Origin of the sequence: Pseudomonas sp. PvP009 (genome assembly GCF_017832995.1) — a bacterium.
Lineage (GTDB): Bacteria > Pseudomonadota > Gammaproteobacteria > Pseudomonadales > Pseudomonadaceae > Aquipseudomonas > Aquipseudomonas syringae.
In genome coordinates, this window is the sequence record NZ_JAFIBG010000001.1 from 5,803,876 (window position 1) to 5,829,176 (window position 25,301).

The 25,301-nt window shown below is 59.8% G+C and carries 24 protein-coding genes; 14 read left to right on the forward strand and 10 right to left on the reverse strand.

Annotation, left to right across the window (positions count from 1 at the left end; genetic code table 11):
• Positions 1-308: 308 nt before the first annotated feature.
• Complete coding sequence (hexR, locus tag JOE29_RS25040; RefSeq protein ID WP_003316059.1) at positions 309-1,175, forward strand: transcriptional regulator HexR; 867 nt, start codon at positions 309-311, stop codon at positions 1,173-1,175.
• Positions 1,176-1,319: 144 nt separating this feature from the next.
• Positions 1,320-1,505, forward strand: a complete 186-nt coding sequence (locus tag JOE29_RS25045; RefSeq protein WP_003316061.1) for a hypothetical protein — start codon at positions 1,320-1,322, stop codon at positions 1,503-1,505.
• On the opposite strand, the gene JOE29_RS25050 is transcribed toward JOE29_RS25045, so the two are convergent.
• Positions 1,459-2,409, reverse strand: a complete 951-nt coding sequence (locus JOE29_RS25050; RefSeq protein ID WP_044313424.1) for a LysR family transcriptional regulator — start codon at positions 2,407-2,409, stop codon at positions 1,459-1,461. The genes JOE29_RS25045 and JOE29_RS25050 overlap by 47 nt on opposite strands.
• Positions 2,410-2,569: 160 nt before the next feature.
• On the opposite strand from JOE29_RS25050, the gene JOE29_RS25055 reads away from it, so the two are divergent.
• Both JOE29_RS25055 and oadA read left to right on the forward strand, forming a co-directional pair.
• Positions 2,570-3,985, forward strand: a complete 1,416-nt coding sequence (locus JOE29_RS25055; protein ID WP_003401293.1) for an acetyl-CoA carboxylase biotin carboxylase subunit — start codon at positions 2,570-2,572, stop codon at positions 3,983-3,985.
• A gap of 11 nt (positions 3,986-3,996) precedes the next feature.
• Positions 3,997-5,805, forward strand: coding sequence for a sodium-extruding oxaloacetate decarboxylase subunit alpha (oadA, locus tag JOE29_RS25060; RefSeq protein WP_210079979.1), 1,809 nt, complete (start codon positions 3,997-3,999; stop codon positions 5,803-5,805).
• A gap of 152 nt (positions 5,806-5,957) precedes the next feature.
• Here the strand turns inward: oadA and JOE29_RS25065 are convergent, their stop codons facing one another.
• Genes JOE29_RS25065 through JOE29_RS25075 form a run of 3 tightly spaced genes read right to left on the reverse strand, consistent with a single transcriptional unit; the run spans position 5,958 to position 7,723 of the window.
• Complete coding sequence (locus JOE29_RS25065) at positions 5,958-6,626, reverse strand: GNAT family protein (protein WP_074996684.1); 669 nt, start codon at positions 6,624-6,626, stop codon at positions 5,958-5,960.
• 15 nt (positions 6,627-6,641) lie between these two features.
• Positions 6,642-7,088, reverse strand: coding sequence for a GNAT family N-acetyltransferase (locus JOE29_RS25070; protein ID WP_210079980.1), 447 nt, complete (start codon positions 7,086-7,088; stop codon positions 6,642-6,644).
• The gene (locus JOE29_RS25075) at positions 7,085-7,723 is read right to left on the reverse strand and encodes an FMN-binding negative transcriptional regulator (RefSeq protein WP_210079981.1); all 639 of its coding nucleotides are present in this window, start codon (positions 7,721-7,723) and stop codon (positions 7,085-7,087) included. The genes JOE29_RS25070 and JOE29_RS25075 overlap by 4 nt, the downstream gene beginning before the upstream one ends.
• Positions 7,724-7,812: 89 nt before the next feature.
• Between JOE29_RS25075 and JOE29_RS25080 the strand changes: the two genes are divergently transcribed.
• The 3 genes from JOE29_RS25080 (at position 7,813) to JOE29_RS25090 (ending at position 11,648) form a co-directional block, all read left to right on the forward strand.
• Positions 7,813-9,375, forward strand: coding sequence for a PLP-dependent aminotransferase family protein (locus tag JOE29_RS25080; RefSeq protein WP_210079982.1), 1,563 nt, complete (start codon positions 7,813-7,815; stop codon positions 9,373-9,375).
• Positions 9,376-9,429: 54 nt separating this feature from the next.
• Positions 9,430-10,641 carry a YeeE/YedE family protein gene (locus JOE29_RS25085; protein WP_004403215.1) on the forward strand — a complete coding sequence of 404 codons (1,212 nt, stop codon included), beginning with the start codon at positions 9,430-9,432 and terminating at the stop codon, positions 10,639-10,641.
• Positions 10,642-10,760: 119 nt separating this feature from the next.
• The gene (locus JOE29_RS25090) at positions 10,761-11,648 is read left to right on the forward strand and encodes a bestrophin family ion channel (protein ID WP_003316074.1); all 888 of its coding nucleotides are present in this window, start codon (positions 10,761-10,763) and stop codon (positions 11,646-11,648) included.
• Positions 11,649-11,703: 55 nt separating this feature from the next.
• Here the strand turns inward: JOE29_RS25090 and JOE29_RS25095 are convergent, their stop codons facing one another.
• The 3 genes from JOE29_RS25095 to aspA all read right to left on the reverse strand — a co-directional run bounded on the left by JOE29_RS25095 (position 11,704) and on the right by aspA (position 15,895).
• Positions 11,704-12,708, reverse strand: coding sequence for an asparaginase (locus JOE29_RS25095; RefSeq protein ID WP_057405690.1), 1,005 nt, complete (start codon positions 12,706-12,708; stop codon positions 11,704-11,706).
• A gap of 29 nt (positions 12,709-12,737) precedes the next feature.
• Entirely contained in the window at positions 12,738-14,189 is a 1,452-nt protein-coding gene (locus tag JOE29_RS25100; RefSeq protein ID WP_024665744.1) for an alanine/glycine:cation symporter family protein, read from the reverse strand.
• A 281-nt stretch (positions 14,190-14,470) separates the two neighbouring features.
• Complete coding sequence (aspA, locus tag JOE29_RS25105; RefSeq protein WP_057405694.1) at positions 14,471-15,895, reverse strand: aspartate ammonia-lyase; 1,425 nt, start codon at positions 15,893-15,895, stop codon at positions 14,471-14,473.
• Positions 15,896-16,209: 314 nt separating this feature from the next.
• Here aspA and JOE29_RS25110 point away from each other — a divergent pair, with 314 nt between their 5' ends.
• Positions 16,210-17,115 carry a LysR substrate-binding domain-containing protein gene (locus JOE29_RS25110; RefSeq protein WP_074996681.1) on the forward strand — a complete coding sequence of 302 codons (906 nt, stop codon included), beginning with the start codon at positions 16,210-16,212 and terminating at the stop codon, positions 17,113-17,115.
• A gap of 43 nt (positions 17,116-17,158) precedes the next feature.
• Here the strand turns inward: JOE29_RS25110 and JOE29_RS25115 are convergent, their stop codons facing one another.
• A complete protein-coding gene (locus tag JOE29_RS25115) occupies positions 17,159-17,776 on the reverse strand; it encodes a reprolysin-like metallopeptidase (protein ID WP_074996680.1) in 618 nt (205 codons plus the stop codon).
• Positions 17,777-18,158: 382 nt separating this feature from the next.
• Between JOE29_RS25115 and purE the strand changes: the two genes are divergently transcribed.
• From purE to JOE29_RS25135, 4 genes are all read left to right on the forward strand, one after another.
• Positions 18,159-18,650 (forward strand): 5-(carboxyamino)imidazole ribonucleotide mutase, encoded by a 492-nt coding sequence (gene purE, locus JOE29_RS25120; protein WP_003340324.1) that lies wholly within the window; start codon positions 18,159-18,161, stop codon positions 18,648-18,650.
• 9 nt (positions 18,651-18,659) lie between these two features.
• Positions 18,660-19,742, forward strand: coding sequence for a 5-(carboxyamino)imidazole ribonucleotide synthase (locus JOE29_RS25125; protein ID WP_044313664.1), 1,083 nt, complete (start codon positions 18,660-18,662; stop codon positions 19,740-19,742).
• 336 nt (positions 19,743-20,078) lie between these two features.
• Positions 20,079-20,324 carry a GlsB/YeaQ/YmgE family stress response membrane protein gene (locus tag JOE29_RS25130; protein WP_002555896.1) on the forward strand — a complete coding sequence of 82 codons (246 nt, stop codon included), beginning with the start codon at positions 20,079-20,081 and terminating at the stop codon, positions 20,322-20,324.
• Between the two features lie 83 nt (positions 20,325-20,407).
• Complete coding sequence (locus tag JOE29_RS25135) at positions 20,408-20,950, forward strand: DUF3299 domain-containing protein (protein ID WP_003316084.1); 543 nt, start codon at positions 20,408-20,410, stop codon at positions 20,948-20,950.
• 20 nt (positions 20,951-20,970) lie between these two features.
• Here the strand turns inward: JOE29_RS25135 and JOE29_RS25140 are convergent, their stop codons facing one another.
• Together JOE29_RS25140 and JOE29_RS25145 are read right to left on the reverse strand one after the other, a co-directional pair.
• Positions 20,971-21,882 carry a D-hexose-6-phosphate mutarotase gene (locus tag JOE29_RS25140; protein WP_210079983.1) on the reverse strand — a complete coding sequence of 304 codons (912 nt, stop codon included), beginning with the start codon at positions 21,880-21,882 and terminating at the stop codon, positions 20,971-20,973.
• Positions 21,883-21,973: 91 nt separating this feature from the next.
• Complete coding sequence (locus tag JOE29_RS25145; RefSeq protein WP_003316086.1) at positions 21,974-22,375, reverse strand: acyl-CoA thioesterase; 402 nt, start codon at positions 22,373-22,375, stop codon at positions 21,974-21,976.
• Between the two features lie 430 nt (positions 22,376-22,805).
• Here JOE29_RS25145 and JOE29_RS25150 point away from each other — a divergent pair, with 430 nt between their 5' ends.
• Both JOE29_RS25150 and JOE29_RS25155 read left to right on the forward strand, forming a co-directional pair.
• Positions 22,806-24,095 (forward strand): MFS transporter, encoded by a 1,290-nt coding sequence (locus tag JOE29_RS25150; RefSeq protein WP_024663069.1) that lies wholly within the window; start codon positions 22,806-22,808, stop codon positions 24,093-24,095.
• Positions 24,096-24,261: 166 nt separating this feature from the next.
• A complete protein-coding gene (locus JOE29_RS25155; protein WP_057405698.1) occupies positions 24,262-25,260 on the forward strand; it encodes a phosphate ABC transporter substrate-binding protein PstS in 999 nt (332 codons plus the stop codon).
• Positions 25,261-25,301: the final 41 nt, after the last annotated feature.

A 25,301-nucleotide genomic window follows, 5' to 3' on the forward strand; every position in this document is an offset into this window, starting at 1 on the left:
CAGCGCATTCTAGGGTGCCGCGCGATGACGGGCAAACCATGCTTTGCGTCAGCCAATAAAAATAGCGGGGGCGCTGACGACCGGTCGTCGCCTGTTGTAGGGCGCGAATGCGTTGCGTCTACCTTTATGGGTGAACAGGCAGGGTCTGACTGGCGAATGGGCCTAATGTAGGATTATTCCCACAATTGCCGCGGATAACGCCCGCACGGCGCGTTCCGGCTTCGTTTAACTGGGCGTCTGGCGGGTCATGTAGTATAACTACAAGAAAGCTACAACCATCCCATCTCTCTTTTTGCCGAGTCTGCCCCTTGAATCTGCTGCAACACATCGCCCAGTCACGTAATTTGCTGCGCAAATCGGAGCTCAAGGTAGCCGACCATGTGCTGCTCGACCCTGCGGCCGTGATGCACAGTTCCATGGCAGATCTGGCGCACAGTGTCGGTATCAGTGAGCCGACCATCGTGCGTTTCTGCCGCGCCATCGGCTGCTCCGGGTTTCAGGACCTCAAGCTCAAGCTGGCGCAGAGCCTCGCGGCGGGCGCAAGTTTTGGACAGTTCGCGATTCACGAAGACGATTCGGTTGCCGACTACAGCCTGAAGATTTTCGACACCACGCTGCACACGCTCATGGAAGTGCGCGAAAACCTCGACCCCCATGCGTTGCAACTGGCAGTCACGGCCATGGCCGGGGCCAATCGGGTCGAGTTCTATGGGTTTGGCGCGTCCGGCGCAGTGGCCGCTGATGCGCAGCACAAGTTCTTTCGTCTACTGCTGACCGCTGCGGCGTATTCCGATCCGCACATGCAGGCGATGTCAGCTGTCACGCTCAAGCCGACGGATGTCGCGGTGTGCATTTCGCAGTCAGGCCGTTCGAAGGATTTGCTGATCACCGCCAATCTGGTCCGCGAGAGCGGCGCGACGCTGATCACACTGTGCCCTAGCCAGACACCGCTGGCCGAGCTGTCTTCGGTCAACCTGGCCATCGACGTGCACGAAGACACCGAAATCTACACGCCGCTGACCTCGCGCATCGCACATTTGGTGGTGATCGATGTGCTGGCAATGGGCGTCGCCATGGCGCGCGGCCCCGGTCTGGTCAACCACCTCAAGAGCGTCAAACGCAGCCTGCGCGGCTTGCGCCTGTCACCAAAATCGATCAAGACTCACGAAGACTGAGCCGATCCCGTTACATCAAATTTCATCGATCTGTCACCTGCGTGCCGCCTGACTGTCACTGTCACGCTCCATTCTGGTGCTCCCACAAAACGTATTGGGAGACAGGATATGGCTCGGCATTACGATGATTTACCTACCAGCACCGTGAAAACCCGCCGTCAGCAGGAAGATCAGCGTCGCATGGAGTTTCGTCGGGCAATTGAAAGCTACAGCGAGGCACGTCAGCTCAATCAGGAGCTGTGTGACTACATGGATGGCATGGATAACGCCGTTTGGCAGACGATCAAGTTGCCCGCGGTCGACCGTCGAAACGCTCGACAAGCTGGCTGATCTGCGCACGTTCGGTGCGGATGAACGCAAGAAACGCATGTGCCACGGGTGAAAGGCGTTTGTCCCCGGCCTGAGCCACGCACCAGCTTCGATACAGTGGCAACTCCGCCACGGGCAGCTCAACCAGGGCGCCTGTGGCGAGTTCCTGGCAGACTGCGTGTCGGGTCAGCATCGCCAGGCCCAGCCCGGCTACCACGCATTCACGTTGTGCTTCGCTGGAAGAGACTTCCAGCGTTTGCGTGAAATGCACGCGCTTCTCTTTGAAGAACTCCTCGCAGGCCCGACGCGTGCCCGATCCTGTTTCCCGGGTCAGCAACGGCCATGGCTCCAGATCTTTCAGGTTCAGCGTCGCGCGGCTGCTCAGCGGATGGTCAGGCGGCGCTACGGCGACAATCGGGTTATTCAGGAACGGCAAGAACTCCAGGCCCATGTCCAGCGGCACTGCCGACATCACCACAAGATCATCGCGGTTATCCGACAGGCGTCTGATGACTTGCGCGCGATTGACCACCATCAGGCTCAGGCTGACTTCCGGGTGCTGGCGCTTGAAGGCGGCGAACAGGTGAGGGATGAAGTACTTGCAGCTCGACTCGACCGCCAGCTTCAACTGGCCTTGCAGCGAGCCCTGCATGTCGGAAAGCTGCATGTCCAGGCTTTCCAGGCGCCCGAAAATATCCCGGCTGGCCTGTTGCAGCGCTTGCGCCGCTTCGGTCAGGTAGAGCTTTTTGCTGACGTATTCGAACAGCGGCTGGCCGATCAGCTCTTCGAGCTGGCGAATCTGCAGGCTGACAGCGGGTTGTGTCAGCGACATCTCTTCGGCCGCGCGGCTGTATGAGCGCAGATCGCACACTTCATTGAAAATGCGCAGCTGACGCAATGTCATACGCATCAATGACTTACGCATTTATAAAGGCTCCGCGATACGACTGAAGCGCCAACTATAAGCTTTTACTTATGCACCTCCCAACTTTTACTCATTTTTGTTAATCCTCGATTGGGCATAGGGTGGCCCTGCGACATTCAGTCACATACACGGTTACAAGTGTGGGTCGAGGGAAACGCCAGTGATAACAAAAATTCTGATCGCCAACCGCGGGGAGATTGCCGTTCGCATCGTGCGTGCATGCGCCGAGATGGGCATTCGCTCGGTGGCGATCTTTTCCGAAGCGGACCGGCATGCCTTGCATGTCAAACGTGCCGACGAAGCCTATAGCATTGGTGCCGAACCTCTGGCGGGTTACCTGAACCCGCGTAAATTGGTGAATCTGGCAGTGGAAACCGGTTGCGATGCGTTGCATCCCGGCTATGGCTTTCTTTCCGAGAATGCCGAACTGGCCGATATCTGTGCCGAGCGAGGGATCAAATTCATCGGTCCCTCCGCAGAAGTGATTCGCCGCATGGGGGACAAGACCGAGGCCCGGCGCAGCATGATCAAGGCCGGCGTACCGGTCACGCCCGGCACCGAAGGCAACGTGGCAGATATCGACGAGGCGCTGGCCGAGGGCGAGCGCATCGGTTACCCGGTGATGCTCAAGGCCACCTCCGGGGGCGGCGGACGGGGTATCCGTCGCTGCAACAGCCGCGAAGAACTCGAGCAGGCCTTCCCGCGCGTGATTTCCGAAGCGACCAAGGCCTTCGGCTCGGCAGAAGTCTTTCTCGAGAAGTGCATCGTCAATCCCAAGCACATTGAAGCGCAGATTCTGGGCGACAGTTTCGGCAACGTGGTGCACCTGTTCGAGCGCGACTGTTCGATTCAACGACGCAACCAGAAACTCATCGAAATCGCTCCAAGCCCGCAGTTGACGCCCGAACAGCGCGCCTATATTGGCGATCTGTCGGTACGTGCGGCCAAGGCAGTCGGTTACGAGAACGCCGGCACCGTGGAGTTTCTGCTCGCCGAGGGCGAGGTGTACTTCATGGAAATGAACACCCGGGTGCAGGTCGAGCACACCATCACCGAAGAAATCACCGGCATCGATATCGTTCGCGAGCAGATCCGTATCGCCTCCGGTCTGCCGTTGTCGGTCAAGCAGGAAGACATCATCCATCGCGGTTTTGCCCTGCAGTTCCGGATCAACGCCGAGGACCCGAAGAACAACTTCCTGCCCAGCTTCGGCAAGATCACCCGTTATTACGCGCCCGGTGGGCCTGGCGTGCGCACCGACACAGCGATTTATACCGGCTACACCATTCCGCCGTTCTATGACTCGATGTGCCTGAAGCTGATTGTCTGGGCGTTGACCTGGGAAGAGGCCATGGACCGCGGCCTGCGTGCCCTTGATGACATGCGCCTGCAAGGGGTCAAGACCACGGCTGCCTATTACCAGGAAATCCTCCGCAACCCGGAGTTTCGCAGCGGTGAGTTCAACACCAGCTTTGTCGAGAGCCACCCCGAGCTGACCAATTATTCGATCAAACGCAAACCCGAAGAGCTGGCCCTGGCCATCGCCGCCGCCATTGCCGCACACGCCGGTCTGTAAGGAACAGTGAAATGTCCAAGAAGATTTTCGTAACCGACACCATCCTGCGTGACGCTCACCAATCGTTGCTGGCGACCCGCATGCGTACCGAAGACATGCTGCCGATCTGCGACAAGCTCGACCAGGTCGGCTACTGGTCGCTGGAAGTCTGGGGCGGCGCTACCTTCGACGCCTGCGTGCGTTTTCTCAAGGAAGACCCGTGGGAACGTCTGCGCCAGCTGCGTGCGGCCTTGCCCAATACCCGGTTGCAGATGCTCCTGCGTGGCCAGAACCTGCTGGGCTATCGGCATTACAGCGATGACGTGGTCAAGGCGTTTGTCGCCAAGGCGGCGGTCAACGGTATTGATGTGTTCCGTATTTTCGATGCCATGAACGATGTGCGTAACTTGCGGGTTGCCATCGAGGCGGTGAAAGCGGCGGGCAAACACGCGCAGGGCACCATCGCTTACACCACCAGCCCGGTGCACACCATCGAGGCCTTCGTGGCGCAGGCCCGGCAGATGGAAGCCATGGGCTGTGACTCGGTGGCGATCAAGGACATGGCCGGTCTGTTGACGCCTTATGCCACGGGTGAGCTGGTCAAGGCGCTGAAGGCGGAGCAGTCGCTGCCGGTGTTCATCCACTCGCATGACACGGCCGGCCTGGCCGCCATGTGTCAGCTCAAGGCGATCGAAAGCGGCGCGGACCATATCGACACGGCGATCTCCAGCTTTGCCTGGGGCACCAGCCATCCGGGCACCGAATCGATGGTGGCTGCGCTCAAGGGCAGCGAGTTCGACACCGGCCTGGACCTGGAGCTGCTGCAGGAAATCGGTCTGTACTTCTACGCGGTGCGTAAGAAATACCATCAGTTCGAGAGCGAATTTACTGCAGTCGACACGCGGGTACAGGTTAATCAGGTGCCGGGCGGGATGATTTCCAACCTGGCCAATCAGTTGAAGGAGCAGGGCGCACTCAACCGCATGAGCGAAGTGCTGGCTGAAATTCCGCGCGTGCGCAAAGACCTCGGCTATCCGCCGCTGGTAACCCCGACCTCGCAGATCGTCGGTACTCAGGCGTTCTTCAATGTGTTGGCCGGGGAGCGTTACAAAACCATCACCAATGAAGTGAAGCTTTATCTGCAAGGCGGCTACGGCAAGGCGCCGGGTCAGGTGGATGAAAAACTGCGCCGTCAGGCGATCGGCAATGAAGAGCTGATCGATGTGCGTCCGGCCGACCTGCTCAAGCCGGAGATGACCAGGCTAAGGGCTGATATCGGCGCACTGGCCAAGTCCGAAGAGGACGTGCTGACGTTCGCCATGTTCCCGGACATTGGCCGCAAGTTCCTCGAGGAACGTGCAGCCGGGACGCTGGCGCCGGAAGTGCTGCTGCCGATTCCCGAAGCCGGAAGCGTGGCGAAGGCAGGCGGTGAGGGCGTACCGACCGAGTTCGTCATCGATGTGCACGGCGAAACCTATCGGGTCGACATCACCGGCGTGGGCGTCAAGGCCGAGGGCAAGCGCCACTTCTACCTGACCATAGACGGCATGCCGGAAGAGGTGGTGTTCGAGCCGCTCAACGAATTCGTCGGCGGCGGGGCTAGCAAACGCAAACAAGCCCACGCACCGGGTGACGTCAGCACCACCATGCCCGGCAACATCGTCGATGTGCTGGTCAAGGAGGGCGATGTGGTCAAGGCCGGTCAGGCAGTGCTGATCACTGAAGCGATGAAGATGGAGACCGAGGTTCAGGCATCGGTAGCGGGCAAGGTCGTCGCCATCCACGTCGCCAAAGGCGACCGCGTCAATCCGGGCGAAGTGCTGATCGAGATCGAAGGTTGAGCTGACGCCTGAGCATCATCCAAAGGTTTACCTCAGGGAAGCACTCGTGGCTTCCCTTTTTTTATTCTGTGCAGGCGCGGCCAGTGGTCACGACTATCGTTCCGCACGCTCCAGCGTGGGAATGCAGTTCTGGACGCTCTGCGTCCTCAGGATTACCGAAACGCCTCAAGCCCCTTGATCTGTTGCCCGTCAGTGAAGTTATCCACAGCCAGCCAGCGCTCAAAGGCGTTCTGCCGCTCAGGCCATTCGCTGTCGAGGATCGAATACCACTCGGTATCCCGGCTCTGGCCTTTGACCACCATGTGCTGGCGGAAGGTGCCTTCGTAGCTGAAGCCGAATCGCTCGGCAGCGCGTTTGGAGCGGGCGTTGTTGGCGTTGCACTTCCATTCCAGGCGGCGATAGCCCAGTGCGAAAATCTCTCTGGCCAGCAGGTAAATGGCTTCGGTGCCTTTGGGCGTGCGTTGCATGGCCGCGCTGAAGGTGACATGACCTATCTCGATGCGCCCATGGGCAGCGACGATCGACATCAGGCTGATGACGCCTTCGGCCTTATCGGTCTGCTGATCGACCACGGTGTAAAACCACGGATCGGTGGCCGCCTGATGCCCGGCCAGCCATCTATCGAAGGCGCTACGGTCGCTGAACGGCCCGTATGGCAGATAATCCCACAGCTTCGGGTCCGCATTTGGGCCTTCGAGTGCCGCCCACAGGTTATCGGCGTGACGCGCGGCATCGAGTTTTTCCAGGCGAATGAAACGGCCTGTCAGTGTATGGGTCGAGGGCAGTGCAGCGGCTTGCCAGTCCAGCAGGGTGTCGGACATCAGTCACTTCCTGTTTCAGAGTGCTTTACGAAATTGTATGAGGCCGGGCCGTTCGGCGATTCGCTCGTACAACTGAATGGCCGTGGCGTTGGTTTCGTGGGTCAGCCAGTGCACCTTGTCGCAACCGTCTGCCTTGGCCGTGGCGTAGACAAACTCGATCAGTTGCCTGCCGATGCCTGTTCCGCGTTGTTCGGGCGCGACGATCAGATCTTGCAGGTAACAGGCGTTGTTGATGCTCCAGTTGGAGCGATGGTAGATGAAATTCACCATGCCCACTGCCTCGTCACCCCGCCAGGCGAGCGCCGAGTAAGTCGGTTCGCTCGGGTCCACAAGGCGTTGCCAGGTGATGTCGCTGACGCCTTCGGCCAGCTCTGTGTTGTAGAAGCGCAGATAGGCCTGCCACAGAGGCAGCCACGCGTGATGATCGTCGACGGTAACGGGGCGAATCTGCACATCGGTCATGAGTTGCTCCCTTCGCTCATCAAGCGAGCGACGTGTTGGTCATTTGCATCCTGGCTTGCGGCGAGGCCGTCGCGCACACCGGCCATGTCCGCAGCGCTGCGATTCTGACTGAGTTTACGTTTGCCCTGCAGCCGCTGCACCGGAATGGAGAACCCGACAATCGCTCCGAGCATTTTTGCGATGTAGTCCGCCGGCGCATCGTCAATGGACCAGGGTTGCGCTCGGTCGGATTCATGGCGATGGGTCAGGTCAGCCAGCAACTGATGCAATTGCGCAGCATCGGTAAAAACCTCGGCCTGCCCATAAGCATGCACGGCCACATAATTCCACGTGGGTACGACCTTGCCGTGCTCCCTCTTGCTCGGATAGAACGACGGGCTCACGTAGGCATCGCCGCCAGGAAAAATCACCAGTGCCTCGGCGCCGGAGCTAAGTTGCTGCCACTGTGGATTGGCTTTGGCCAGGTGCCCGTAAAGCGTGCCATACGAACCTTCATCACGGCGCAACAGCAGTGGCAGGTGGGTGGCTTGCAATCCTTCTGCGCCGTGCGTGACCAGAATCGCCAGGCGCGTCTGCTCGATCTGCTGGTGCAGGCTCGGTGTGTCGTTGTTCTTGAAAGCGGTAGGGATGTACATGGGTAATGTCCTTGGCTGATAACAGGATCGTAGGCAAGGCATTGGTCTGATGTAAGATCCATTTTTGATCATTTTGACAGGGCCAATACATGCCTGATCTCAGTGTTGCGTTTCCGCCCACACTCACCGGTATCGCGCTGGACCCGAATCAGGGTCTGAGCAAGCAGCTTTATGGCCTGTTGCGCGAGCAGGTCCTCGATGGGCGTCTGAGCAGTGGCACGCGCCTGCCAGCCAGTCGCGATTTGGCGCATTCACTGGGCATCTCCCGTAACAGCGTGATACGGGCCTATGACCAGCTGTATGCCGAGGGTTTCATCGAGGGGCGCGTTGGCGACGGTACGTATGTGGCGCAGCTCTCTGAATCAAGCGCCGCGCCTCGGCGGACCGGTCGCAAAAAACTATCCACCAACTTACCCACAGGTGTATCCACAGGGTTACACACAGGTTTGTCCACAATCGGGTCTGAAATACCGTCAGATTCCTCCTGTGAAGTTATCCACAGCCCGGTGCAAGCGCTGCTGGAAAAACATCATCTGCATGAACCGCCGACGGGTCGTCCGCGGGCCTTTCGGGTCGGCGTACCGGCGTTCGATCTTTTCCCCTTTGCCTTGTGGGGCAAGCTGTATGCCGCTTTTTGGCGCAGACCAGATCTTGCTCAGCTCGGTTATGGGTCGGCGGCGGGAGACTCGCGGTTACGTGAACTGATTGCGGTCTACCTGCGCTCATCGCGCGGGCTGTATTGCAGCGCTGAGCAAATTGTGATCACCAGTGGTGCACAACACGCGATCACCCTTTGTGCACAGTTGCTTCTTGCCCCTGGCGAGGGCGTTGCTGTGGAGAATCCGGGGTATCGGGCGGCCGGTCATGCGTTTGCCCTGGCAGGTGCTCGGTTGCACGGTGTGGCTGTGGATAACGAAGGCATGCGTTGCGCCGACCTTGATCAGGCAGACTGCAGGCTGGCCTACGTGACGCCTTCACACCAATACCCGACCGGCGTGGTGATGAGCCTGGCGCGGCGTCTGGAATTGCTGGCCTGGGCCGAGAAACACCAGGGCTGGATTGTCGAGGATGATTACGACGGTGAGTATCGCTACAGCGGTTCACCCTTGGCGCCCCTGGCTGCGCTCGACCGCAACGCGCGCGTGCTCTACGTCGGCACGTTCGGCAAAATCGCCTTTCCGGCGCTGCGCCTCGGGTACCTGGTTTTGCCAGAGCCACTGGTGCCGGTGTTCAGCCAACGCAAGGCCGTGGACATGCGTCATACCGAGATAGGGCTTCAGGCGGTCATGGCGCAATTCATTGCGTCGGGTCATTTCCAGCGACACATACGTCGCATGCGCCGCGCGGCGCTCAGTCGTCGCAATGTGCTGCTGGATAACTGGCCGGCCGATATTCCGGGGTGCGCGGCAATGCCCAGAGTGGTTGCCGGGCTGCATGTCATGGTCAAGGTCGACAGCGTGGCGCGTGAGCAGGCGCTGATTGCCAAGGCCAATGGTGTCGGGGTCGAAATGAATGCCCTGAGTGATTACTGGCTGCCTGATTCCACTGAGCCTGTGGATAACCGCGCCGGGCTGGTGCTGGGGTTTGCCGCAGTGCCCGAGGACGAGATGGTCGGGGCATTGAACAGGCTGCGCGAGGTCTGGTCCGAGTAGTCCCGTTGGCAGGCGTATAATCTGCGCTTTCTGTTACCTGTCCTTGAGATACCCATGAACAACTCTCTTACTGCAACACCCGGACGCAAGTTCGGCGCGCCGCTGGCTGCGCTGTTCCTGCTGCTGATGGGCGCCCAGTTCCTTCTGCTCAGTGTTGGCACCCGCCAGGTGATGCTGTGGATCGTCGGCGCTGCGTTGGGCGTAACGCTGTATCACGCGGCATTCGGTTTCACCTCGGCGTGGCGGGTGTTCATCCGCGAGCGGCGGGGTGCTGGCCTGCGTGCGCAAATGGTCATGCTGGCGGTCGCTGTGGTGCTGTTTTTCCCGGCACTCGGTGCGGGCACGCTGTTCGGCCAGCCAGTCACTGGCCTGGTTGCCCCGGTCGGGATTTCGGTCGTCGTCGGCGCGTTCATTTTCGGCATCGGCATGCAGCTGGGTGGCGGCTGTGCGTCCGGTACATTGTTCACTGCCGGTGGTGGCAACGCGCGGATGCTGGTGACGCTGCTGTTTTTCATCCTCGGCTCACTGATTGCCACCCATCACGTCGACTGGTGGTTTGCCCTGCCTTCGTTCCCGGCGGTGTCGGTGGTCAAGACCTTCGGCGTGCTGCCTGCGCTGCTGGTCAATCTGGCGCTGTTCGGCTTGATCGCGCTGGTGACCGTCAAGCTCGAAAAGCGCCGTCATGGCCAGCTTGAAGCGCCGCCAGTCACGGATCATCGCGGCCTGAGTCGCGTGCTGCGCGGGCCGTGGGTTCTGGTCTGGGGCGCTGTCGCGCTGGCGCTGCTCAATTACGCAACGCTGGCGTTGGCCGGTCGTCCGTGGGGCATCACCTCGGCGTTCGCGCTGTGGGGCGCGAAAGCGGCCAGCGGGCTGGGCGTGGACGTCGGCAGTTGGGTGTTCTGGCAGAGCGCTGCGAACGCCAAGGCGCTGGCGGCTCCTGTGTGGGAAGACATCACCAGTGTGATGGACATCGGCATCATGCTCGGTGCCTTGCTGGCGGCAGGTCTGGCAGGTCGTTTTGCACCCAGCCTGGACATCCCCACGCGCTCGCTGGTGGCGGCGGTCATCGGCGGCTTGCTGCTGGGCTACGGCTCGCGCCTGGCCTACGGCTGCAACATCGGTGCGTACTTCAGCGGCATTGCCTCCGGCAGCCTGCACGGCTGGCTGTGGCTGGTGGCGGCCTACGCCGGTAACGTCGTCGGTGTCCGCCTGCGGCCGATTTTCTTCACCGGCGAGCGTCCTCAGGTGGCTCTTAATGGCTGCTGAAAACGTCTAAACCCCCGAGATAAGCGGGCCGCTTGCGAACCAACTGCCGGTTTCGTATTCAAAGGCCATGCGGTAACTGTGCGTATGCGGTTCGCTTATTTTTCGATGGGGTGGTTCTTTTGCAGCAAACGATCATTTCGAAAATCCGTTTTCTCGGCAAGACCATCGGCTACGTAGGATGGTCGCTTTTCTGGCTGTTGATCTGGGACGTGATTGTCACGGTCGACTTCATGCTCTACCTGGAACGCAAGATCACCTTGCCGTCCATGCCGTTGACCCTGCTGGGCTCGGCGCTGGTGGTGCTGACCAGCTTCCGCAATTCAAGTGCTTATAACCGCTGGTGGGAAGCCAGGACGCTATGGGGCGCGCTGGTCAACAGTTCACGCAGCTTCGCCCGGCAAGTGCTGACGCTGGTCGAGGATGACGACGGGATCAACCCGGTCAAGGCCACACTGTTGCGTCGCCATGTCGCGTATGTGAAGTGCCTGTCTGCGCACCTGAAGGGCGCCAAGTGTGGTGATGAAGTTCAGATGCTGATTCCTCGCGAGGAATTCGAACGTCGTCACGATACCAACAACTTTCCCAACGACCTGCTCAATACGTCGGCTGCGCTATTGGCCAAGGAGTATCAGGCCGGGCGGCTGGACAGCATTCGTCTGGCGCGGCTGGAGTCGACCATGGTGGATATCTCCAATTGCCAGGGCGGCATGGAGCGTATTGCCAATACACCGTTGCCTTATCCGTACGTGGCCTTTCCGCGCCTGTTCATCACGCTGTTCTGCCTGATCGTACCGATTGGCCTGGTGGAGACCCTGGGCTGGTTCACGCCTCTGGCGTCGACGGTGGTGGGTTTCATGCTGTTGGCGATCGAGAAGATCGGTACCGACCTGCAGAGCCCGTTCCGTGCCAGTGAACATGAGATTCAGATGACGGCGTTGTGCGAAAACATCGAGCGCAATCTGGATTCGATGCTCAGGGGCGCGCAGGAGGAATGCAAGGCTTCATGAAGGGGTGAGGCGTCGCGCGATTGCGTGACGCCTCGGGTAAAGCAGAGGCAGCCGCTTAACGCAGCTCGCCGCACAGGTCCAGTTCGACCAGGCGCCGTACCTCCTCGGTCGTCAGGTTTGCGCCCAGCAGCGCATGCAGTTTGCCCAGCGCTGCTTCACGGGTCATGCCACCACCGGAGAGTACGCCTGCACTTCGCAGACGGCTGCCCGCTTCGTAGACATCCAGCTCGACACCACCCTCATGGCACTGGGTAATCGCGACCACACAGACACCCAGCGCTCGCGCGTTCTCCAGACTGGCCAGAAATTGCGGATCGTCACTGGGGCCCGTGCCGCTGCCGAAGCATTCGAGCACCAGACCGCGGATACCACTGTTGATCAGACCGTCCAGCTGGGCAGCACCGACACCGGGAAACAGCGGCAATACCGCCACCTCTGCCAGTGTCTTGGTCTGGCGATAGTTCAATGCGTCAGGGAGCGAAACCACCGCATGGCCGCCGCGTGAGCGTTGCAGCGGTGCGAACGGTTGACGACCGAAGCTGCGAATTTTTGCGCAGCGTACGGGTGCCATCAGTTGCCCGTGAAAATACAGCTGCACGCCTGACACCAGACCCGAACCCAGCGCCAGCAGGGCGCCGTTGACGTTTTCCCAGGCATCGCTGTCCTGCACGCCGGCAGGCAGCATCGACCCGGTGAACAGTACCGGCGCGCTGAACCCCAACAACTGGAAACACATCGCCGCTGCGCTGTACGCCAGGGTGTCGGTGCCATGCAGGACCAGCACCGCATCGCAGCCATCGACCTCAACCGCCTCGATCACCGCCTCGCGCAGGCGCAGCCAGTAGGAAGGGGTCATGTTGGCGCTGTCGATCAGCGGCGACATCTCGCGAAAGCGCCACTGCGGCACCACCAGTTCCGGGTGCTCGGCCAGTTGCCCGGCCATTCGCGCCTCGAAACCGGAGGCCGGAGCCAGACCATTGGCGCTGGCCTGCATGCCGATGGTGCCGCCGGTGTAAAGAACCATCACGCGTTGTGCGGGTTGTTGTGCGTCATGCGGCATGGCTCTTCTCCGGCGTAGTGTCGCGGTGATTATCGTGCTTCGGGTACAGACTTGGCTGCCGCTTCGGCATCCTGTGTCGACTGGCGGGTCGGATTGGCCGGCCATGCGGTGCGATCCAGGTCCAGATCAGGGAACTGGCTGGAATCGAACACCGGCGTCTTGACCCCGGCCCGACGTTGCGCATCGTAGTCATTCAAAATGCGTTTGACGACTTTGAACAGCATTGCAAGGGCGATCAGGTTGACGAACGCCAGCATGGTCATGGTGATGTCGGCGAACGCCAGTACATCTTTCAGGTCAACGACCGCACCCCACATGATCAGTACCAGAACCGCGATGCGGTAGATAATGATGGTCTGGATCTTCTCGCCAAACAGGAACCGCAGGCTGTTTTCGCCCAGGTAGTAGTTGTAGAGAATCGAGGTGAAGACGAACAGTGCCAGCGCTACGCTGATGAAGACTCTGCCCCAGTCACCGACCACGGCTGCCAGCGAGTTCTGTGCCAGAACGATACCGTTGCCGTCGTAGCCGATGTCGTAGATACCGGACAGAAGAATCAGCAAGGCGGTGCAGGTGCAGATCACGAAGGTATCGAGGAACACGCTGAACGCCTGAACCACGCCCTGTGCCACCGGGTGCTCGACCTGTGCCACGGCAGCCACGTTGGGCGCACTACCCAGGCCGGCTTCGTTGGCGAAGACGCCACGCTTGACGCCCATCACGATCGCGCTGCCGATCAGGCCGCCGAATACCGGATCAAGGCCGAAGGCGCTTCTGACGATGGTCATCAGCATGCCGGGAACGTGGTCGATCTGCAGGGCGATCACGTAGATGGTCACCGCGATATAGATCAGGGTCTTGACCGGAACCAGCAGGTCGGAAATGGCCGCGATACGCTTGATGCCGCCAATGAAGGCCAGGCCCAGCAGTACGACCAGGCAGATGCCGGTGGTGCGGGTGTCGACGTTGAACGCGCTTTTCAGCGAGTCGGTCACAGCGTGCGATTGCAGGCCGTTGAAGGCAAAGCCGAAGGTCACCAGCAGCAATACCGCCATGACCATGCCCAGCCAGCGCTTGCCCAGGCCGTACTGAATATAGAACGCCGGACCGCCACGGAACTGGCCTTCGGAATCCTTGCGTTTGTAGAGCTGAGCGAGGGAGCACTCGATGAAGCTGCTGGCCATGCCGACCAGTGCGGTGACCCACATCCAGAATACGGCACCCGGACCACCGAGCGTCACGGCAATGCCGACGCCTGCGATGTTACCGGCACCGACGCGGCCCGCCAGGCTGAGCATCAAGGCCTGAAACGAACTCAACTGGCCGGCGCTGCTGCGCAGACTGTCGCGAAAAACCGAGAACATGTGGAAAAAATGTCGAAACTGAACGAAACGCGAGCGGATCGTGAAGTAACTACCCAGGCCTACGATAAGTACGATCAGTACCTTACCGGAGAGAAAGTCGTTAATCATTTCCAGCATTTTTGTTATTCCTCGCTACTTTTGAGGGGGCGCACTATACCGGTGCAAAGTTTTTACGTCTGTAGTCGCTTTCTTGTACGGCTGATTCTTCATTCGCGACGATGAATGAATACTTCCACGGGTTGCTCCGCAAAAGTGGGGTGCCGAAGGCTCTGGGTCCAGTGTCGGAGCCCTTTGCTGCAGGCAAAAAAAAGGGTCTGGAGAATCACTCCCAGACCCTCAAAAAATTGAGGGGTGTCTAGGCCCTCAATCTGGTGAGCAGGTTGCGCAGGTCATTCCTGTCAGGCCTTCAAGGGGGCCAGACGCGGAGCGATCATGTTTTCCGGGCGCAGGATGTCGTCGAGCATGGCGTCGTCGAGCAGACCTTCCTCACGCACCAGTTCCAGCACGCCGCGGCCGGTTTCCAGCGCGATGCGGGCGATACGGGTGGAGTTCTCGTAACCGATGTAAGGGTTCAGGGCGGTGACCAGACCGATCGAATGCTCGACCAGCTCGCGGCAGCGCTGTTCGTTGGCTGTGATGCCGACGATGCAGTGCTCGCGCAGCATGTCCATGGCGCGCTGCAGCAGGCGGATCGAGTCGAAGATCTTGTAGGCGATCAGCGGCTCCATCACGTTGAGCTGCAATTGTCCGCCTTCGGCTGCCATGGTCAGCGACAGGTCGTTGCCGATGATTTCGAAGGCAACCTGATTGACCGCTTCCGGGATCACCGGGTTGACCTTGCCGGGCATGATCGAGCTGCCTGGCTGGCGTGCCGGCAGGTTGATTTCGTTGATGCCGGTGCGTGGGCCGCTGGACAGCAGGCGCAGGTCGTTGCAGATTTTCGACAGCTTGACCGCAGTACGCTTGAGCATGCCCGAGAACAGCACGAAGGCGCCCATGTCGGAGGTCGCTTCGATCAGGTCGGCTGCTGGCACCAGAGGCTGGCCGCTGATGAGTGCCAGACGATCGACTGCCAGCTTCTGATAGCCAGGGTCGGCGTTGATGCCGGTGCCGATTGCGGTTCCGCCCAGGTTCACTTCGGTCAGCAGCTCAGGCGCCAGGCTGCGCAGGCGGTTCAGGTCTTCTGTCAGGGTGGTGGCGAAGGCGCGGAATTCCTGACCCAGGGTCATTGGAACGGCGTCCTGCAATTGGGTGCGGCCCATCTTCAGCACATGGTTGAATTCTTCGCCCTTGGCGGCAAACGCGTGAATCAGGCTGGACAGGCTGGCGAGCAGGGCGTCGTGACCCAGCAGCAGACCCAGACGGATCGCGGTGGGGTACGCGTCGTTGGTCGACTGCGCCATGTTGACATCGTTGTTGGGGTGCAGATGTTTGTATTCGCCTTTTTCGAAACCCATGGTTTCCAGAGCGATGTTGGCGATGACTTCGTTGGCATTCATGTTGGTCGACGTGCCAGCGCCGCCCTGGATCATGTCGACCACGAACTGATCGTGGAAGTCGCCGCGGATCAGGCGGGCACAGGCCTCGCTGATCGCCGCATGCTTGGCGTCATTGAGGTGTCCGAGCTGATGGTTTGCATCCGCTGCCGCCTGCTTGACCATTGCCAGCGCGACTACCAGTTTCGGGTAGTGCGAAAGCGGCACGCCGGAGAGGTGAAAGTTGTTCACCGCTCGCAGGGTCTGGATGCCGTAATACGCGTTGGCAGGTACTTCGAGAACACCAAGCAGGTCTTTTTCGATGCGCGATGATGCAGGCGAGGACATGATAAAAAAAGTCTCAAAAGGCACGGACAATGCCGGAACGCCACGAATAGTGGGCTTGCCGCTTTCGATTGACCAATGCTGTTAAACGCTGACCTATGCAATAACGGCATAATCAAGGCGTGACCTGGATTCCGTTCAGTGCGTAAAGGGGGCAAAATGTCGCACCGGTGCGTTTCTTCGGTCGCTGCTGCTGCGCCGCCCGGGCATGTATCCGCGCTGCTTCGACGGGCGTCCCACTGTGACGCTGCAAATCGCTGCCATTGGGCATGCGCAATGGCCTGTCGAAGCCGTCATCCATTGTCTGGGAGGACCTGATGAATCTGGAAAGCAAATGGCTGGAGGACTTCAGCGCCCTGGCGGCTACCCGCAGCTTTTCTCAGGCCGCCGAGCGTCGCTTCGTGACCCAGCCGGCATTCAGCCGGCGTATTCGCAGTCTGGAGTCGGCACTGGGGCTGACGCTGGTCAATCGCTCGCGTACACCCATCGAGCTAACCGCTGCCGGACAATTGTTTCTGGTCACGGCCCGGACGGTGGTCGAGCAGTTGGGCGAAGTCGTGCGCCATCTGCATCATCTGGAAGGCGGGCAGGGCGAGGTCATGCAGGTGGCTGCGGCGCACTCCCTGGCGCTGGGCTTCTTTCCGCGCTGGATCGCCCAGTTGCGCAACGAAGGGCTGAACATTGCGACCCGGCTGGTGGCGACCAACGTCGGTGATGCGGTGCATGCGTTGCGTGAAGGTGGCTGTGATCTGATGCTGGCGTTCTACGATCCCGATGCCGCGCTGCAGATGGACGCCGAAATCTTTCCCTCGCTGCATCTGGGGCATACCGAGATGTTGCCGGTCTGTGCCGCTGATGCCGAGGGGCGGCCGTTATTCGATATGGAAGGCGAGGGCAGTGTGCCGCTGCTTGCCTATAGCACCGGGGCGTTTCTCGGACGCTCGGTGAACCTGTTGCTGCGTCAACGCAATCTGCGCTTCACCACGGTCTACGAGACGGCCATGGCCGACAGCCTGAAAAGCATGGCGCTGGAAGGATTGGGGATTGCCTGGGTGCCACAACTGAGCGTGCGCGCCGAACTGGCGCGCGGTGAACTGGTGGTGTGTGGCGGACCGCAGTGGCATGTGCCGCTGGAGATCCGCCTGTACCGCTGCGCATTGGTGCGCAAGGCCAACGTGCGCCTGTTGTGGCGCAAGCTTGAAGGTGCGGCGGCAGCAGGCTGAGCATAAAATGGCCGGGCATGATGATTCATGCCCGGCCGATTATTCACTCAACGCCGGGTATGTTGTCGACGTAGTCGCGAATCAGTTGCTTGTTGGCGTCGCTGAAGTAATAGCAGGGGATAATCGATGTAGTGGAGTTTTCCCACATCGTCGTCTGGCATGGAAAACCGGTTGCCGCCTCATGCTCAGCACCAAACAGGTGGCCGACTTCGTGTGGCAGCGTGTTGTAATCTTTAAGGGACGCCATTGCGACGTGATAGTTGGTTGCTGTAGCGCCGTGTACCGAACCGTTGATTTTATTGGACGTCACCAGCACATATTTATGCCGCTCCGATGGTGCCGGCAGGTTTTTTGCGTTTGCATACTGGATGCTCTCTTTTGACAACCGGTATAGCAGCTTGTCCAGGTCGCCCCCGCGATAGGCGAAGTCGGTCAGGCCGGGTTCGTCCTTGATAAAGGTGACGTTTGTCCTGCGCCCAGTGATTTCTTCCAGTTGGGCAAGCAGGGGATTCAGGTGCTTTTCCGCCAGTTCGGCGCGCTCATAGTTTGTGAGTTGGTCGTGCATGATCAGGAATAAACCCAGGTTCGGGCCACCTGCGCTGGCGAACGGCAGATAAGAAAAGGCCGCCAGTAACAGCCAGATTTTAAGTGTGTTTTTCATTGATACGTTCTCGTCCTTGAGATGTGGATGGATAGGGCGACTTCAATGTCGCAGCGCCAGTTAAGCAAATACTGATAAGCCGTAATAGCCGATGATTGCGATAAAGGCAGTAGGGCAGGCGCTGGTTTGATGTAAGAGGCATCGATGAAGGGAGCCTGCTATCCGGCGCTCTTTGAACCCGCCCGCGCTGTTGACACCCGCGTCCTGCGTGTCGCCCTGACAGAAGGTGATTGCGGGTGCTTTAAAAAGGCAACTTTGCGGTATACTGCGCGGCCTTTGGCCGGTTAAACCGGTCATTATTCGTACAACAAGCCACGCCGGTTCCCCCGCGTGGCTTGTTGTTTTCAGACGCGCCTGCGGGCGCCCGATGAGAGGCACGACGATGAGCGCACTGGTTGGCGTGATCATGGGCTCCAAGTCCGATTGGTCCACCCTTAGCCACACCGCCGATATGCTGGAAAAGCTCGGCATCCCTTTTGAAGTCAAGGTGGTGTCAGCTCACCGCACACCGGACCTGCTGTTCCAGTACGCCGACGAAGCGGAAGGCCGTGGCATTGAAGTGATCATCGCCGGTGCTGGCGGTGCCGCTCACTTGCCGGGCATGTGCGCTGCCAAGACCCACCTGCCTGTGCTGGGCGTTCCGGTGCAGTCTTCGATGCTCTCGGGTGTCGACTCGCTGTTGTCGATCGTGCAGATGCCGGCCGGGATCCCGGTCGCGACCCTGGCCATCGGCAAGGCGGGTGCAATCAACGCAGCGCTGCTTTCAGCAAGCATCCTCGGCGCAAAGCACCCGCAATTCCACGCAGCGCTGAAGAAATTTCGCACTGAACAGACAGACAGCGTCCTGGACAATCCAGACCCACGCCACGCCTGAGGTTTTTCCATGAAGATCGGTGTAATCGGTGGCGGCCAGCTGGGCCGCATGTTGGCATTGGCAGGTACGCCGCTGGGCATGAACTTCGCCTTTCTCGATCCCGCGCCGGACGCCTGTGCTGCGGCACTTGGTGAGCATCTGCGTGCCGATTACGGCGATCTGGATCATCTGCGTCAGTTGGCGGATGAAGTCGATCTGGTGACCTTCGAGTTTGAAAGCGTTCCGGCCGAGACCGTGGCGTTTCTGGCACAGTTCGTACCGGTCTATCCGAGCGCCGAAGCGTTGCGCATCGCGCGTGATCGCTGGTTCGAAAAGAGCATGTTCAAGGACCTGGGTATCCCGACGCCGGCATTCGCCGATATCCAGTCGCAGGCCGACCTGGATGCTGCAGTAGCCAGCATCGGTCTGCCTGCCGTGCTCAAGACCCGAACCCTGGGTTATGACGGCAAGGGCCAGAAAGTCCTGCGTTCGGCGGCCGATGTGGTCGATACATTCGCCGAGCTGGGCAGCGTGCCCTGCCTGCTGGAGGGCTTCGTGCCGTTCACCGGTGAAGTGTCGTTGATTGCCGTGCGTGCACGTGATGGCCAGACCCGGTTCTACCCACTGGTGCACAACACGCATGACAGCGGCATTCTGCGTCTGTCCATCGCCAGCACTGATCATCCTTTGCAGGCGTTGGCCGAAGACTACGCCGGCCGCGTCCTGAAGCAGCTGGATTACGTGGGCGTGCTGGCATTCGAATTCTTTGAGGTCGACGGTGGCCTGAAGGCCAACGAGATCGCGCCGCGCGTCCACAACTCCGGTCACTGGACCACCGAAGGCGCCGAGTGCAGCCAGTTCGAAAACCACCTGCGGGCGGTTGCCGGTCTGCCGTTGGGCTCCACAGCCAAGGTCGGCGAAAGTGCCATGCTCAACTTCATTGGCGAAGTGCCGGCAGTGGACAAGGTCGTCGCCGTCGAAGACTGCCACCTGCATCATTACGGCAAGGCGTTCAAGGCTGGCCGCAAGGTCGGACACGCCACGGTCCGCAGCTCTGACCGTGCCACGCTGGATCGTCAGGTGAAGCTGGTAGAGGCGCTGATCAAGGGCTGATCAGGCCCACGGCTAGCGTGCTGATGCTCCGCGTTGGCACGCAGTTTCAGGACACTCCGCGTCCTTTTGCGACGCGGAGCGTCGAGAACTGCATTCCCACGCAGAGCGTGCGGAACGAGCGCTTCTAGCTGTCGTGCCTATGCTTCGCGTTGAAGCACTGTTCGAGACGCCTGGCCTCAGTTCAGGTAGGTTCAGCCCCGTCATTCATGAAGAATTTTCCACCCTGAAGCAAACTGGCCACTTCGCCGGAACCATTCCCTGTCGCTGTTCTCAGATAGCAGTAGGTCGGGGCTGCTATTAGCCCGGGCATATTTACTTAATACAGAGGGAAATGGCATGGGTATCATTGGAACCATCTTTATCGGCCTGATCGTTGGTCTGTTGGCTCGCTTTCTGAAGCCGGGCGACGACAGCATGGGCTGGATCATGACCATCGTGCTGGGTATCGCCGGTTCGCTCGCAGCCACTTATGGTGGTCAGGCGCTGGGTATCTATCAGGCAGGCGAGGGTGCAGGTTTCCTCGGCGCGCTGGTAGGTGCAATCATCCTGCTGGTTATCTACGGCATGATCAAAAAGAAATAACGCTTATGCGTCAGCCCTCTGTTTTACAGTGCGCAGAGGGCTAGAATGCTCGGCAACTGTCCACCCCTTTGCCGAGCTTTATCATGCGTCGCTTCCTGTTGATGACTCTTCTGCTGTTATCCGCGCTCTCCGGTCCCGCACACGCCCAGTTGCCGGAAACCGACTGGCTTGAGCTAATGCCCAAGTCCGATCAAAAAGCCCTCGAAGCCATGCCCGAGATTGACCACAATTCTCCGGAAGCCATGGGCACGTTCGACAGCAAGGGTGGGCTGAAGCAGAGCAAGGGTCTGCCTGCAGTCATGTATTCGACCAAAACCGTCCCGGCAATGAACGGCAAGACGATTCGTCTCGGCGGCTACCCTGTGCCTCTCGAAACCGACGCCAAGGGTCGCAGCACGCTGTTCTTCATCGTGCCTTATCCAGGCGCCTGCATCCACGTGCCGCCACCGCCGCCCAACCAGTTGGTGCTGGTGCGTTACCCCAAGGGGCTGAAACTGGATGATATCTACACACCGCTGTGGGTAGAAGGCACCCTGAAAATCGAGAAGGTCAGTAACGACCTGGCCGATGCGGCGTATGCGATGGATGCGTCAAAGGTCCGTGTGGTGGTTGAGTCGGACCTTTGATGGGCTCGATCAATTGCTGATCAGAGCGCCTCGCTCCAGATACTCACACCCAGAACATGCATCTGGTCCGGAGCCAGCGTGACCACGTCGTCCAGCACGTTGGCGGTTTCGACGCAGACCGTGCGCTGCCAGCCGTCTGCTGCCATGTCGGTGAACCTGGCGGTCTTTTCGATCCACGGGTTCCACAGAATGGCTGAGTTAGAGCCCGTGCTGCGGATGTGGATGCGTCGCTGCCACTCCGGATCGACGATGCTGAGCACGCCTGGCGTGTCCTTGTAGATGCGGTCGGTTTCGCCTGTGAAGGTCAGGTCGCCGCTCTGCTCGCGTTCTTCCCAGTTTGCCAGGGTTTCGATGTAACGCAGGCCGTCGAGCCCTTCGACGCTGACCTGACGTACATCGCTGACGGCGAAATAGGTGTGCAGCGCCTGGCTGATCACCACAGTGTCAGTGCCGCAGTTGTAGCTGACCAGACTGACATTCAGTGCGTGGTCCAGACGAACGCTCAGTTTCAGGGCGACGTTGTGCGGCCAGCCCGGCAAGTGGCCTTCGGCCTCGGGAAGCACGAATTCCACCAGCAGTGCGTCGCCATCTGCGCCAATACCCAGCAACTGCCAGTCCAGCGCTCGCACTTCGCCATGCGCCTTGGCAGGCTCGCTGCTGTCGCGCATCGCCTGCACGCTTTGCGGGTTGCGCTCCAGATTGCCGAACCACGGCCAGCAGATCGGCATGCCTGCACGAATGGGTTTGCCGCGTTTGAAAACGGCCTCTTCGTTCAGCCACACCAGCGGCGGCTGCCCGGCTACTTGATAGCTGAGGATGTGTGCGCCTTGTTGCGCAACCAGCAGCTCAGCTTCGCCGTGGCAAATGCGCCAGCAGTTCAGCTCATCGTAAAGGATGGATTCAACGGTGGGTTCAACCGGGGATGTTGGCATGCAAAGTTCTCACTCAATGACCGTGACGAAAATAGACCGCTTCACGCAAGACGAGTTTAACCGGGCAGCCAACCTGTGACCGAGCGACAAATTACCGTCGCGCGGGAACCGAGCGCGTCCGGCCGCTGGCATCTATGGCGACGAACACGAACGCAGCCTCCGTGACCTTGCGCCATTCGCTGGTGAGCGGGTCGTCGCTCCACACTTCGACCATCATCTTGATCGAGGTGCGTCCGACTTCCAGAGTGCGGGTATAGAAGGAAAGCTGTTCGCCGACCGCTACCGGGACCAGAAACGCCATGCGATCGATGGCGACGGTCGCCACACGGCCACCCGCGACCTTGCTGGCCATCGCCGTGCCTGCCAGGTCCATCTGGGACACCAGCCAGCCGCCAAAGATGTCGCCAAAGCCGTTGGTTTCGCGGGGAAGAGCGGTGATTTGCAGTGCAAGGTCGCCTTGCGGGGTTGGATCTTCTTGTTCGAGCTCGATCATGCCTAGGGTGCCTCTGACCCATGACTCTCATTATTGTATGTCGCGGTTAACAGGTGCCATTCAAAACCATGAGCATGAACATTATGTGTTCAGCGCCGGTGTGGCCCAAAGGGAAACTCTGCGAAACCCGCTGATTCAGACGTTTTCGCACAGCTTCCCAAGGCTGTTGACGACTTGCGAGTATATCGGGCGTTGCGTCATAGAACGACCGTGGGTCTTCATTTTGTGTCAGTGGCAGTTCTGCCATGTGTTTTTTGTAGCAATTTGCTATCTTGCTGGACCTCTACAGGTGACAAGACTGCCTGTACACGCAATTTTGGTGCCTATCTGCGCCGTTGCTCCCGACAATCGCTTCTGCACGGCACCCCGCAGCAGCCAGCGTTGCTGTCGCTCGCCCCTTTTCAAAGAACAAGCAAAGAGAAGCCTTGTCATGTCATCTGTTCCTCCAAGTTCCACGCAGCCTGCGCGGCCTCTGACTCGCAGCGATTACAAAACCCTTTCGCTGTCGGCCTTGGGTGGTGCGCTGGAGTTCTACGACTTCATCATTTTCGTATTTTTCGCGGCGGTGGTCGGCAAACTGTTTTTCCCGGTGGACATGCCCGACTGGCTGCGCATGATGCAGACGTTCGGCATTTTCGCCGCCGGTTATCTGGCGAGGCCTCTGGGCGGCATTATCATGGCGCACTTTGGCGATCTGCTGGGGCGCAAGAAAATGTTCACGCTGAGCATTTTCATGATGGCGGTGCCGACGCTGATCATGGGTCTGCTGCCGACCTACGCGCAGATCGGCATGTGGGCGCCGATTCTGCTGCTGTTGATGCGCGTCATTCAAGGGGCCGCCATTGGTGGTGAAGTGCCGGGCGCCTGGGTGTTCGTGTCCGAGCATGTGCCTGCACGTCGTGTCGGGTATGCCTGCGGTACCCTGACCGCCGGCCTGACAGCGGGTATCCTGCTGGGCTCGCTGGTCGCTACGGCGATCAATAGCATCTATACCCCGGTCGAGGTATCGGATTACGCATGGCGTATCCCTTTCCTGCTGGGTGGCGTGTTCGGCCTGATGTCGGTGTATCTGCGCCGCCTGCTGCATGAAACGCCGGTGTTTGCCGAGCTGCAACTGCGCAAGGCACTGGCCGAGGAGGTGCCGCTCAAGGCGGTACTGCGCGATCATCGTGGCGCCGTTGCGCTGTCGATGCTGATGACCTGGTTGCTGTCTGCCGGCATCATCGTCGTGATCCTGATGACGCCGACCATCCTGCAAACCATTTATGGCTTTCCAGCTGCCACGGCGCTGAAAGCCAATAGCCTTGCCATTGTCTTCCTGAGCGTGGGCTGTATCGCTGCGGGCGCACTGGCGGATCGTTTCGGCGCAGGCTGGGTGTTCCTGCTGGGCAGCGCAGGTTTGCTGATCAGTTCGTGGACGTTCTATCACATCCTCGGCAGCCATCCGGATGTGCTGTTCCCGCTGTATGCGGTGACGGGCCTGTTCGTCGGTACGATCGGCGCGGTTCCTTACGTCATGGTCAAGGCATTCCCCCCTGTGGTGCGCTTCTCGGGGCTGTCGTTCTCCTACAACCTGGCGTACGCGATTTTCGGTGGCCTGACGCCGATGGTTGTGACCTTCATGCTCAAGAGCAGTCCGATGGGGCCGGCGTGGTACGTCGCGATCCTTTGCGGGCTGGGCATGGCCATCGGCGTGTTTCTGCTGAGCCGAAAGCGCTGATCATCATCCGCTGTTGAATCGCTCGGGCACCGCTGTAGCCAAAGGCTATCTACCTGTACAGGTCGATAGCCTTTTCATCTTATTGTCATAATCAATTCATAGAGTAGTCACAAGACTGGCCGAAAAAGGCTCGTGGACACCTACACACCCTGCCAGGAGCGCAAGGATGACACTCAAGCGTTTGATGACTGCACTGACCTTGGTTGCCGCCGGAGTGACGGCAGCCAATACGCTGGCTGCGGTCGACCCTGCCATCCAGGCCTATACCAAGACCTCCGGTGTGTCAGGCAATCTCTCCAGTGTCGGCTCCGATACCCTGGCAAATCTGATGACGCTGTGGGCCGAGGCCTACAAGAAAGAATACCCGAGCGTGAACATCCAGATTCAAGCCGCGGGTTCCTCTACAGCGCCACCCGCGCTGACCGAGGGCACGGCCAATCTGGGCCCGATGAGCCGCAAGATGAAAGACGGCGAGCTGTCGGCTTTCGAGCAGAAGCATGGCTACAAGCCGACCGCCATCCCGGTCGCGGTGGATGCCCTGGCGGTTTTCGTGCACAAGGACAACCCGATCAAGGGCCTGACCCTGCAGCAAGTGGACGCGATCTTTTCCGCGACCCGCCTGTGCGGTTCCAAGGCAGATGCGAAAACCTGGGGTGATGTCGGCGTGACCGGCGATCTGGCAGGCAAACCGATCCAGTTGTTTGGTCGTAACTCGGTGTCGGGCACTTACGGTTACTTCAAGGAAGAAGCCCTGTGCAAAGGCGACTTCAAGGCCAACGTCAACGAGCAGCCCGGCTCCGCTTCGGTGGTCAGCGCGATCAGCAATTCGCTTAACGGCATCGGTTACTCGGGCATCGGTTACAAGACATCCAACGTCAGGACGGTCCCGCTGGCGAAGAAGGAAGGGGGCGAGTTTGTCGAAGACAGCGAAGCCAATACCCTGAACGGCAGTTATCCACTGTCGCGCTTCCTTTATGTGTACGTGAACAAGGCGCCGAACCAGCCCCTGGCGCCGCTGGAAGCCGAATTTGTGAAACTGGTGCTGTCGAGACAGGGCCAGGAAGTGGTGATGAAGGATGGGTACATCCCACTCCCTGCCCGTGTCGTGGAGAAGACGCTGGCCGATCTTGGCCTGCAGGGTGCGAGCGGCGTGGCGTTAAAATAGTCACGCACGCGTTGCGAGCGAGGCTCAATGGACTGGCCTGC